Source organism: Streptomyces sp. NPDC029836, from assembly GCF_055574495.1.
In genome coordinates, this window is sequence record NZ_JBVHZI010000001.1 from 497,265 (window position 1) to 508,328 (window position 11,064).

General features: G+C 74.6%; 8 protein-coding genes. 1 reads left to right on the top strand and 7 read right to left on the bottom strand.

The annotated features are described in order from the left end of the window. From ACZ4XJ_RS02350 to ACZ4XJ_RS02365, 4 genes are all read right to left on the bottom strand, one after another. Nucleotides 1–1,134 (bottom strand): hypothetical protein, encoded by a 1,134-nt coding sequence (locus ACZ4XJ_RS02350; RefSeq protein WP_362876273.1) that lies wholly within the window; start codon nucleotides 1,132–1,134, stop codon nucleotides 1–3. A 125-nt stretch (nucleotides 1,135–1,259) separates the two neighbouring features. Continuing rightward, nucleotides 1,260–1,775, bottom strand: a complete 516-nt coding sequence (locus ACZ4XJ_RS02355; RefSeq protein ID WP_383998410.1) for a protein-tyrosine phosphatase family protein — start codon at nucleotides 1,773–1,775, stop codon at nucleotides 1,260–1,262. Between the two features lie 24 nt (nucleotides 1,776–1,799). Next, the gene (locus tag ACZ4XJ_RS02360) at nucleotides 1,800–2,549 is read right to left on the bottom strand and encodes a serine hydrolase domain-containing protein (protein ID WP_468494989.1); all 750 of its coding nucleotides are present in this window, start codon (nucleotides 2,547–2,549) and stop codon (nucleotides 1,800–1,802) included. Between the two features lie 149 nt (nucleotides 2,550–2,698). Beyond that, complete coding sequence (locus ACZ4XJ_RS02365) at nucleotides 2,699–6,262, bottom strand: S8 family serine peptidase (RefSeq protein WP_468494990.1); 3,564 nt, start codon at nucleotides 6,260–6,262, stop codon at nucleotides 2,699–2,701. 191 nt (nucleotides 6,263–6,453) lie between these two features. On the opposite strand from ACZ4XJ_RS02365, the gene ACZ4XJ_RS02370 reads away from it, so the two are divergent. After that, nucleotides 6,454–7,938: an MFS transporter gene (locus tag ACZ4XJ_RS02370; RefSeq protein ID WP_468494991.1), complete on the top strand. Its 1,485-nt coding sequence runs from the start codon at nucleotides 6,454–6,456 to the stop codon at nucleotides 7,936–7,938. A 288-nt stretch (nucleotides 7,939–8,226) separates the two neighbouring features. Here the strand turns inward: ACZ4XJ_RS02370 and ACZ4XJ_RS02375 are convergent, their stop codons facing one another. The 3 genes from ACZ4XJ_RS02375 to ACZ4XJ_RS02385 form a co-directional block, all read right to left on the bottom strand. Beyond that, on the bottom strand, nucleotides 8,227–8,493 hold the full coding sequence (locus ACZ4XJ_RS02375) for a DUF6126 family protein (RefSeq protein WP_468494992.1): 267 nt from the start codon (nucleotides 8,491–8,493) through the stop codon (nucleotides 8,227–8,229). 118 nt (nucleotides 8,494–8,611) lie between these two features. Next, nucleotides 8,612–9,310, bottom strand: a complete 699-nt coding sequence (locus ACZ4XJ_RS02380; RefSeq protein ID WP_468494993.1) for a helix-turn-helix domain-containing protein — start codon at nucleotides 9,308–9,310, stop codon at nucleotides 8,612–8,614. A 58-nt stretch (nucleotides 9,311–9,368) separates the two neighbouring features. Beyond that, on the bottom strand, nucleotides 9,369–10,952 hold the full coding sequence (locus ACZ4XJ_RS02385; RefSeq protein ID WP_468494994.1) for an ATP-dependent DNA ligase: 1,584 nt from the start codon (nucleotides 10,950–10,952) through the stop codon (nucleotides 9,369–9,371). Between the last annotated feature and the right edge of the window lie 112 nt (nucleotides 10,953–11,064).

The window sequence follows — 11,064 nt, forward strand, 5'->3', positions numbered from 1 at the left end:
TCAGTCACGGTCGGGCAGCGGGACCAGCCGCGAGAGCGCGATCCCGCCGCCGAGGTCCGCCGCGTCCGCGGCTCCCGCCCCCGGTACGCACCAGAGCCGGGTACGGGGACCCGCGTGCGCCGCCACCCCGGCGGGCAGGCCGACGGCCACGACGTGCGTGACGGCGTAGACGGCGGTGAAATCCCGGTCCCGGGACAGTTCCAGTGCGGTGGCCGCGCCCAGACCCCGGCCGACGAGGGCCAGTTCGGCGCCCGAGGGGACGTCGCCGCGCACGGCCCGCGCCACCGCGCGGGGCGTCACGCGGTCCCGGTCCGGGAGGTGGACCACGTGCCGCAGCGTGCCGTCCGTACCGGTCAGCTCCTGGACGAGCACGGCGTCGAGGCCGCCGATCAATCCGGTGTTGCGTACGTAGCCGGCCAGGGTGGCGGTGGTATCGGCGCCGAACGGCGCGCCCTCCCCCGGGGCCGGCGGATCCTCCCGTACCGGGCCCGGGTCGAAGAAGGCGCGCAGCGCGGCGCCCAGGCCGAGGAGGGGACGGGCGGTCACGGCCCGGCCGGTGGCGACCTGCCAGCCCGCGTGGTCGTTGAAGGGGTTCTCATCGGTCAGGGCCCGCCAGGCCAGGATGTCGGCGAAGGACGGCGCCAGCGCAGTGAAGGCGTACCGGGTGCCCCGCTCGCGGACCACGGCCCGGAACGCGCGGGTGGCCTCGGCCTGCCGGTCCTGCGCCACCGCCAGCAGGACGGCCGCGCAGTCGGGGTCGGCGTACAGCTCGGGCCGGTCCAGGCCGGCTACCCGGATCCGGGCCTTCAGACCGCACACGGCGGTGCTCACGGCGAGGTTCTCCCGGCCGGCCAGGATCCCGGCGAGCCAACCGGCGCTCGCCACGCCCCGCCCGCGCGGGGCCCAACCGAGTCCGGCGGGGTCGGTGAGGATGCGCAGCAGGGTGCGCCAGGCCCGGCGGCGGCCTCCCCGGCCCAGCAGCGCGGCCGCCGGCATCCGGGCTCCGAGAGCGAGTCCGGATGCGTACCGGGCGGCCTCGCCGACGGCGTCGGCTGCTTCGGCGAGCTCCCGGCACAGGGCGTCCAGCGTTTCGGCATCCGGGTCGGTGGCCGGTACGGTCACGGCGTCGGACATGGGGTTCCTCGCGTCGTGCGCAGGGGGCGGGGGGCAACCGGGGACCCCCGCAACGTCGGCGGTCCACGGATGGTGACTTCCGGATCACCGTACGTCGCCCTCCCGGGGCGCGCGCTCCGACTGCGCTACGGGAGTGGGTCGAGCCCGCCGAGCAGGGCTGCCGTGTCGAGGCCCGCCGTGAGGTATTCGGTGAAGACGGGGTTGTGCAGGGCCCAGGGCGAACGACGTCGGCGGATCAGCTCGATCGCGGCATCGGCGGGCACGCCGCGGTCGACGAGGCACTGGGCCACGACGAGTCCCGATCGGTTGTATCCGGAGTAACAGCGCACGAGGGTGCGGCGGCCGGAGTCCAGGGCCTGTCCGGCGGCGCGGGCGAGGTGTTGGACGTCGCGCAGTTGGACGGTGGTGAGGGCGGCGTCCGGTATCTCGCCGACGATGTGCTCGGCGTCCGGACCCGGTCCGTGGCCCGGAAGGGTGAACAGGCTGATGACGAGGTCGAACTCGTTCGCGACGACGGCGGTGCGCAGGCCCCCGGTGTCGTCGGCCCAGATGTGCCCGCCCATCCACAGGCCGGGGGTGATCTCGTCCCAGCGGGTTTTGGGGTCGGGCACGTCGGAGGGCTTCCGGCTGGTCTTGGTCATGCTTTCGGATCGTACAACAGCAGTTCAGTCAACGGGAGTTGCCCCAAACACGGCTCCCCGGAACGCGGCGCGCAGGGAGCTGCCGCGGCCGGGTCCCGGGGTGGTGCGCAGGGTGGCCCAGCGGCCGTGGCGGGGGGAGATCCACAGGGCGGGCCCGGTCCCGGACGGGTCGTGGTGGGCCCATACCCCGGCGGGCGCGGGGTGCCAGAGCAGGCCGCGGGCGGGGGTGAGTTCGCCGGTGCGGATGCGCAGCGATTCGGCCGTCCAGGCGCGGGCGATGGGCCGGTCGGCGCCGGACAGCAGGTGCCGCAGGAACCGGCCGAGGTCGGCGCCGGTGGTGTGCAGGGTCCCGCCGGCGGGCCGGGTACGGGTCATGCCGAGGGGGGCCCAGATGCGGGTGGCGGCGAATTCGGTCGGCGGGACGCCGCACAGGTGCTCGGCGAGGCGGGTGAGCGCGGCCAGGGCGGCCGGCGCGTCGGCGTGGGTGAGCAGGTGGTGGGCGGTGGTCGCGCCGGGCAGCCCGTCGGCGGCCGGTCCGCCGTAGACGCCGAGGGGGGTGTGCAGGGCCAGCTCGCCACGGGTGACGAGGCTGCCGAGCACGGGCCACACGGCCAGTACGCCCGTCAGGGCGCCGGCGTCGAAGGGGCTCTCGTCCTCGCCGTCCGCGGCCGCGGGGTCGGGCTCCGCCGAGCCGACCGCCCAGACCGCGTCCGGGTCGGCGCGGCGCACCAGGGCCTCGATCCGGGCGCCCTGCTCGCTGTGCGGGGTGGTCATGGTCGGCCACGCTACGTCGCCCCGCGCGGAGCGCCGGGCAGGTGGTGGCGAAGTCGCCGTCCGCCACCCGAATGCCGGGGGCGGGGCGCCCGGGCAACCGCCCGGACGCCCCGCCCGCTTTCCGTTCCGGCCCGTCCAGCGGGTGGGCGTCAGCCCCGGTCGGGGCGGTCGGTCACCCGCAGCGTGTTCAGCAGGGGTTTGCCGAACCCGCTGTGCGTGACGAAGCGGAGGTTGAGCACCCCGTCCATGACGGTGACCGTGTAGCTCTTGGTCAGGGCGGCGTAGGTGCCGGCCTCCAGCGAGATGTCCAGGGAGGGCAGGACCTGCGCGCCCTCGGCCAGGACGTCGAAGACGCGCTTGTTCGGCTTGGCGGCGGAGAGCTCCGCGAAGCCCAGTTCCACCGTGTAGGTGCCGTTCGGCACGTTGTCGAAGCGGTACTCGTACATGCCCTCGCGGGCGTTTCGGAACAGCCGCTGGTCGTCCGTACCGGCGATGGCTCGGCCGGTGGACTGGACGGTGGCGTTGCCCTGGTAGCCGTAGGAGCCGGGGGTGTACTTGCGGTCCGGGGACCAGGCGTCACCGGCGGCGTCCGTGGCGGGGTAGTCGGAGCCCGCGTCCAGGGCGAGCTGGTAGCGCGGGATCACGATCTTGACCGGGACGGTGAGGACCGGGCTGCGGCCACTGGCCGAGTTGATCCTCAGGTCGGCGGTCAGTACCGTGCCGGCGGCCAGGCCCCCGGTGTCCACCGCGAGGCTGAGCGCCGCCTTGCCGCCGGTCGGCAGGTTGCCCTCGGCCGGGGTGACGGTCAGCCACGCGGCGTCCTCGGCCACCGTGAACGCGGTGCCGAGGCCGGGGTTGGTGAGGTCGAGGGTGCGGGTGCGCTTCTGGCCGGCGGGCAGGACGATCTCCACCGCGTTCTTGGCGGCGGTGACCTTGCCGGTGCGCAGGGTCCGCGTCACGGTCGTGACGTCGGCCGGCTTGACGTCGACGGGCGCCTGGGCGGACTCGTAGGACGGGGCCGTCAGGGAGAGCGGCCGGTTCCCGGACGGGCTCTGGACGACGTAGCCGCCGTCCGCCGCGGTGACGGCGGAGACGGCGCCGTCTCCGCTGCCGACGGTCACGGTGGCGCCGCCGACGCCGTTGCCGTCGTTGGCGTCGAGGACCCGGCCGGCCACCACGCCGCTCTTGGTGGTGCGGAAGCCGATGGACAGGCCGTCGGTGATGACCGGGGTGTTGAAGGAGTACTTGAAGGCGTCGGTGCCGGTCGCGTTCTCCAGGCCGACGGTGGCGGTCGAGCCGCCCTTGATGCCGGTGCCGCCCGTGCCCTTGTAGGAGTAGGTCACGGCGCCGTCCTCACCGATGGCCGCCGCGAAGGAGAACTTCTCCGTCTGCGCCGACCAGTGGGACACCTCGCGCCACTCGATCACGTAGCTGCGGTGCGGGGCGGTGCCGGTGACCGCGGTGAAGACGCCCGAGCCGCTGCCCGCCGCGCCGACGACGAGATCGTCCCAGAAGGGGTACAGGGCCGCGTTGGGCGTGGCCGTGCTCGGCAGGTCACCGTTGATGTCGCCGGTGTGGTTGCCGCCGAAGCTGACGGTGCCGTTCGTCCCGATCCAGGCCTGGGCGTACGTCTTTCCGTACAGCGGCAGCGGGAAGGGGAGGTCGACGCGCTCGGTGGTGTTGTCACCGGTCAGCGCGAGCTGCCGGTTCCCGGCGGGGTACGGGCGGTCCCCGGCGGCGGCGCAGGCGTAGCCGTAGCCGTCGGTGCGTTCGGGGAGGTCGATGGCGGTGGTGGTGTCCCCGCCGACGGTGACCTTCGCCGTACCCGCGGTGACGCAGCGGGAGGGGTGCGCGGCGTTCACGTCGTACGTGCCGTGCGGCAGGGTGACCTCGAAGCGGCCCTGGGCGTCCGTGGTGGCGCTCACGGGGGTGTCCGCGACGGTGACGGTCGCGCCGGCGGCGGGCCCGGCGGCCGAGGAGACGGTACCGGTGAGCTTGCCGGAGGCGGCCTGGACGAGGGTGAAGTCGCCGGTGGCGGTGGCGTTCTCGGTCACCGTGGCCGTCGCGGTCCGCTGTCCGTAGCCGAACTTGGACGCGGTCAGCGCGTACGCGCCGACGGACAGGGCGGTGAACCGGTAGCTGCCGTCGGCGGCCGTGGTGGCCGTACGGTCGATCGGGCCGTCGGCGGTGACCTTGACACCGGCGACGGGCTCGCCGCCGGCGGTGCGGACGGTGCCGCCGAGCGCGCCGATGGCGCCGCGCGGGGCGGCGTTCAGGGCGGCGAGGGCGTCGAGCCGGCCCTCGCCGAAGACGTTGTTGTCGACCGCGCTGCCGCCGCACTGGCCGTTGTCGGTGTCCGCCGCGGTGCCGTCGAGGAGGGACTCGGTCTGCGCGACGTCCCCTTCGAGGGCGGGGGCCGCGGACCAGAGCAGCGCCACGGTGGCCGCGGTGTGCGGGGAGGCCATGGAGGTGCCGGAGAAGGCCTCGTAGGCGCCGCCCGGGACGGAGGACCGGACGTTCACGCCGGGCGCGGCGATGTTCGGCTTGACGATGCCGCCGGGGCCGGCGCCGCGCGAGGAGAAGGACGCGATCGTGTTGTTGATGTCGAAGGCGCCGGAGCTGTAGGAACTCGCGTAGTCGCCCGGGGAGCCACTGGTGGAGCAGCCCGGTCCGGCGTTGCCGTTGGAGAAGGCCGGGAAGATTCCGGCGGCGCGCCAGGTGTTGACGATCTCCTGGTACCAGGTGTCGCCGCCCGAGCCGCCCCAGGAGTTGTTGACGACGTGCGGGGCCAGGTCGGGACGCGGGTTCTGGCCGTTCAGGTCGGTCGGGGCGACGATCCACTGGCCGGAGGCGAGCAGGGAGGCCTCGGAGCAGGAGTTGGACTCGCAGCCCTTGGCGGCGATCCACTTGGCCCCGGGGGCCACGCCGATCTTGTTGGCGCCGCCGTCGTCGCCGACCATGGTGCCCATCGTGTGGGTGCCGTGGTCGTTGTTGTCGCAGGGCGCGGCGGTGTCGCAGACGCCCGCCGGGTCGAACCAGTTGTAGGCGTGGTCGTAGGACCCGTCCGCGTTCTTGCCGCGGTACTGGTTGTTCACGGCCGGGTGGGTGTGGTCCACGCCGCTGTCGATGTTCGCGACGACGATGCCCTCCCCGCGCACTCCGGTCTGCTCCCACACCTGGGGGGCCTTGATCCGGTCGATGTTCCACTCGACGGCGTCGGCCAGGGCCTTCTCCCGGTGGCCCTCGGCGGGCTCGGGGAGGGTGACCTTGTCGTCGGCGTCGATGCGGGAGACCTCGGGTCGCTGTGCGAGCGTCCCGGCGAGCTTTTGGCTGCCCACGACGCGCACCGCGTTGACGATCCAGTACGAGGTGTACTCGGCCTTCGCTCCGGCCAGGGCCTTGACCACCTCCGCCTGACTGCGGGCGGCGTGGTCCTTCTTCAGGCGCAGAACCGTTTCTGCCTTGGCGGCGCGGGTCTGCTGTTTCCCCGCGGCGGTCAGGTCGGCGGCGCTGTCGAGATAGACCCAGAAGACGGCTTTGGCCGACTCGTCGAGCTGGGTGCGGAGCTCGGGCTCGATCTTGCGCTCGGCCGCGCTCGGTACGGGGCCGGGTTCCGGCGCGGCGGCGGCGACACCCGCGCCGACGGGCAGGAGCAGGACCGAGGTGAGCGCGGCGAGCGCCGTGCGTAAGGATCGTCTGTTGCGTTGGGCCACGTGGGGTCTCCTCGTACGCCTTGTGGACAGGTTGTGCGGAACGTGCGCATGTGACGTGCGCGGGTCATGCTGAATGAGATGCCATGCTCATTACAAGAGGGCCTTATGAGCCGTCCCGGAGGGCCTCGCGGCCTGGTGGCGCGCGCGTTCGCCGGGTGGCCTTCCGCCACCGCGCGCGCCAGCCTGGGGTCATGACCTCACCCGCGCCCGACGTCCGCCTCGCTTCCGCTCGGGGCCGGTGGATCCTGTTCACCACCGTCCTCGGATCGGCCATGGCCATGCTGGACTCGACCGTGGTGAACGTGGCGCTGCCGCGCATCGGGCGGGATCTCGACGCCGACCTGGCCGTCCTGCAGTGGACGGTGAACGCCTACCTGCTGACCCTGGCGGGGCTGATCCTGGTCGGCGGGGCGCTCGGTGACCGGTTCGGACGGCGTCGGATCTTCGTGCTCGGCGTGGTGTGGTTCGCGGCCGGATCCCTGCTGTGCGGGCTGGCGCCCAACGCCGGCGTGCTGATCGCCGCCCGCGCCCTCCAGGGGGTCGGGGGCGCGCTGCTGACCCCCGGCTCCCTCGCGCTCATCCAGGGCTCCATCCGGGCGGAGGACCGGGGGCGGGCGGTCGGCCTGTGGTCGGGCCTCGGGGGTGTCGGCGCGGCGGTGGGGCCCTTCCTCGGCGGCTGGCTGGTGGACGGGCCGGGCTGGCGGTGGGTGTTCCTGCTGAACGTGCCGCTGGCCGCGCTGTGCGTGCCCGTCGCCCTGAGACACGTACCGGAGTCGAGGGATCCGCAGGCGCACGGGCGGTTCGACGTGCTCGGCGCGGTACTGGGCGCGGCGGCGCTGGCGCTGATCACCTACGCGCTGATCGAGGCCCGGTCCGGATCCCCGTTCGTCGTCGCGGCGGCCGTGGGCGGGCTCGTCCTGGTTGGGGCGTTCGTGACGGTCGAGCGACGGCGGGCCGATCCGATGGTGCCGCCCGCCATCTTCGCCTCCCGCCAGTTCACCGCGGTCAACCTGGTCACCGTCTGCGTGTACGCGGCCTTCGGCGGGTTCTTCTTCCTCATCGTGCTCCAGCTCCAGGTCGTCTCCGGGTACTCGGCGCTGGCCGCGGGGGCCGCCCTGCTGCCGACCACCGCCCTGATGCTGCTGCTGTCGGCCCGCTCCGGAGAGCTCGGGGAACGCATCGGACCCCGGATCCCGCTGACGGTGGGCCCGCTGCTGTGCGCGGCCGGCATGCTGCTCACGATGCGGGCCGGACCCGACGCGTCCTACGTACGGGACGTGCTGCCCGCCCTGCTCATCCTGGGCGCCGGCATGGTGACCCTGGTGGCCCCGCTGACGGCGACCGTGCTGGCCTCGGTGGACCCCGGGCGGGCGGGCCTGGCCAGCGGCATCAACAACGCCGCCGCCCGCGCCGCCGGTCTGCTGGCCGTCGCCGCACTGCCGCTGCTGGCGGGGATGGGCCCGGACGCGTACCTGTCCGCCGAGGCCTTCGACGGCGCGTTCCGGCGCGCCATGCCCTGGTGCGCCGGGGTGTTGGTGGCCGGATCCGCGCTGGCCTGGGCCACCGTACGCTCCCCCGCGCCCGGCGCCCCCCACCCGCAGTGCCGCACCCAGTGCGGGATGACCGCGCCACCGCTGGAGCCCCCGGGAACCGTGCGGACGGGTCCGCCCCGATGAAGGGGAGCCGGGCGGGGGCCGTCCGCGCCGGCGCCGGCCCGCGGCGCCCGCGGCCTCGGCGTCGCCCGCCCGGACCGTACGCCGCGGCGGTGGCTGCCGGACGCGGTCCACGGCCGATCGGGGGCGCCGTGACCCGCGCACCGCTGACGCCGACTCCCACCGGCGGCTGACTCCGTGTGCTGGAGCGCGGCGGCGGACCTCACGGCGGGCACGCTTGTCTCCGGCGTCGGGGTGGTGTGCCTGGCGCGCGTGCGGCCGCCCCGTGACCTGCCCGTCGCCGCGCTGCGCCTACTGGTTCTCGGCGCCCAGCACGAAGAGCAGGTAGACGAAGAAGGCGAAGAGGTGGCCCACGAAGAGGTAGGCGATCAGTCGGATGATCAGGCCGCGGGGGAACTTGGACTCGATGCGGCTGATCAGGGTCGGCGCACCCGTCGACTGCGCGGCGACCTCCGCGGGTGCGGCGACGTTCGCGGCTGCGGCGGCCCCTGCCGGGGTGGCGGCCCCCGCCGGGGTGGCGCTCTCGGTCCTCGCGGTGGTCCCGGTGACGTGCGGCACGTTCTCTCCCTCGGACTGTGACGGGTTCTTCGACGGGGCCGGTGACTGCGGCCGGGCCGGCGACGGGGGCCGGCTCTGCGAGTGGGGCTGCGACGACGACACGGATGCGGCTCCTCGGTCAGCGGGGGTGGTGCTCGGCGCCGCCGAGGCACAGCCCCGCGAGGCTGCTCTGCAGCAGGGTGTGGACGAACAGCAGGTCGACTCCGTCAGCCGTGGCCGCGGCGATCCGGTGCGGGGTGAGCGAGTCGAAGTGCGCGCTGTCGCCCGGCTCCAGGAAGTGCTCGCTCTCCCCCAGGTGCAGCCGCAGCCGCCCCCCGAGGACGTACAGCCACTCCTCCCCGGGATGGACGCGGACCAGTTCGCCCTGCCCGCGTTCCCGCGCCCCCTTGCCGACGGGGGCCGGCGCGGGGACGTGTACCCGTAGCGCCTGCATGCCGCGGCCGGAGCCGCCGGCCTGCCAGTACGTCCACCCGTCGGCCTCGCGGGCCCCCGGACCGCCGGCCCGTACGATGGGATCGGCCGTGGCCGGTGTTTCACCCAGCAACTCGGAGACGGTCGTCCCGTAGGTCCGGGCGAGTCCGAGCAGCAGCGGGAGCGAGGGCTGACGGCGACCGGTCTCCAGGCGGGACAGGTGCGCGGGCGAGAGCCGCGCCCGCGCGGCGGCCGCCTCCAGCGTCAGTCCGGCGCGTCGGCGCAGGTCGCGCAGTTGTGGGGCCACGGTGGGCAGCTCGGCGACGAGGCCGTCGGGCGTGTCGGGGTCCGGGGCGGTCTCGGGGTCGACCGCGTCGACGGAACCGACACCGGGGGCGGGAGTCATACCCCGATTGAGCCAGAGACTTGCCTTTCTGGCAATCTCCCTTGCCTCCGGGGCAAAATCACCCGTCCCCGGCCTCCGCCTCCCCCACTGCGGACCCCTCGGAAGACGGGGCGGTGGCGCCCTGGGCGAGGACGGCCTCCACCGTATCCGCCTCCTCGGCCGTCTTGTCCGGGCGGTGGCGCAGGACGCGGGCGAAGCGCAGCGCCACTCCCGCCGGGTAGCGCGTGGAGCGCTGGAGGCCGTCGTAGGCGATCTCGACGACCAGTTCCGGGCGGACCCGGATGGTGTACCCGTCGTCCTCGACCGCCAGCTCCGTCAACCGCTCCGTCTGCCAGGCCAGCATGGCGTCGGTGAGGCCCTTGAACGTCTTGCCGAGCATGGCGTAGGTGCCGTCGGCGGCCCGGGCGCCGAGGTGCAGGTTCGACAGCAGGCCGGTGCGGCGCCCGTTGCCGCGTTCCACGGCGAGCACGACCAGGTCGAGGGTGTGCACGGGTTTCACCTTGAGCCACTGCTTGCCGCGCCGGCCGGCCGCGTAGCCGGAGTCGAGCGCCTTGACCACGACCCCTTCGTGGCCCCGGCCCAGGGTCCGCGTCCAGAACTCCTCGGCCCCGGCCGTCGCCGTCGCCGGGTCCTGCGCCACCAGCCGGCGCACCCGGTGCGCCTCGGGGACCAGCGCGGCGAGTTCCGCGTACCGCTCGCGCACGGGCAGGTCGAGCAGGACCCGGTCGCCGGAGAGGAGCAGGTCGAAGAAGTACGGGGTCACCGGGAGCGTCCGGCGGGCGGCGGCCACGTCCAACCGGGAGCCGACCCGGCTCGCGATCTCCTGGAAGGGCACCGGGCGGCCGTCGGGGGCCTGTCCGATGACCTCGCCGTCCAGGATGAACCGCTCCCCGGGGAAGGTGCGGACCAGTTCGGCCACTTCCGGGAGCCGGTCGGTGATCTCGTCGAGGGAGCGGGTGTGGATCCGTACGTCGTCCCCGTCCCGGTGCACCTGCACGCGGATCCCGTCGAGCTTCTCCTCGACCGCGCAGGGGCCGAGCGCGCTCAGGGCGGCGGCCACCGACGGGGCGGTGCCGGCCAGCATGGGTTGGACGGGCCGCCCGACCCGCAGCGTCACCCGCTCCAGCGCGACGGCGCCCTCGGCCAGGACGGCGGCGGCGACCCGGGACAGCGACCCGTCGAGCATCACGGCCCGGCGCAGGGCCACCGCGGGCACCCCGGCCGCGGCGGCCACCCCGTCCAGGGCCACGGCGTCCAGGGCGCCCTGGCGGACCTCCCCGGACAGCAGGCTGCGCAGGAACCGCTGTTCGGGCCCGGTCGCGGAGCCCATCAGGGTGTCGACGATCCGGGCGCGCTCGGCCTGCGCGCCGGGTCCGGCGACGGCGGCGAGGTCGGTGACGGCGGCGTCGACCCCCGACACGGTGAGGGACGGCTCGGGGGCGGCTTCGCTCGTCCGGCCGAGGGTGCGCCACCCGACGCCCGGGCGGCCCTGCGGGAGCCGCCCGGCGAGGTAGGAGACGACCAGGGCCGCCTCCTCGGGCGGCGCGGCGGCGAACAGCTCGGCCAGCAGGGCGGTCTTCCGGGACCTGGCGGAGGTTTCGGCCACCTCCAGGGACACGCGCGCGACCTCGGAGAGCAGCATGGGGTCCATCCTGCCGCCGACGGCTCCGCGGCGCAGCCCGACGTGCCGGCGGGGCCGTGTACCGCAGGCGCGGTACGGCGGTGACCGGGTGTAGTCCTGGAGAAGGTGGGGG

Excerpts from the sequence above, each read along its gene's own strand:
- ACZ4XJ_RS02385 (WP_468494994.1), bottom strand. The coding sequence starts at position 10,952 with ATGCTGCTCTCCGAGGTCGCGCGCGTGTCCCTGGAGGTGGCCGAAACC.
- ACZ4XJ_RS02380 (WP_468494993.1), bottom strand. The coding sequence starts at position 9,310 with ATGACTCCCGCCCCCGGTGTCGGTTCCGTCGACGCGGTCGACCCCGAG.
- ACZ4XJ_RS02360 (WP_468494989.1), bottom strand. The coding sequence starts at position 2,549 with ATGACCACCCCGCACAGCGAGCAGGGCGCCCGGATCGAGGCCCTGGTG.
- ACZ4XJ_RS02370 (WP_468494991.1), top strand. The coding sequence starts at position 6,454 with ATGACCTCACCCGCGCCCGACGTCCGCCTCGCTTCCGCTCGGGGCCGG.
- ACZ4XJ_RS02355 (WP_383998410.1), bottom strand. The coding sequence starts at position 1,775 with ATGACCAAGACCAGCCGGAAGCCCTCCGACGTGCCCGACCCCAAAACC.
- ACZ4XJ_RS02350 (WP_362876273.1), bottom strand. The coding sequence starts at position 1,134 with ATGTCCGACGCCGTGACCGTACCGGCCACCGACCCGGATGCCGAAACG.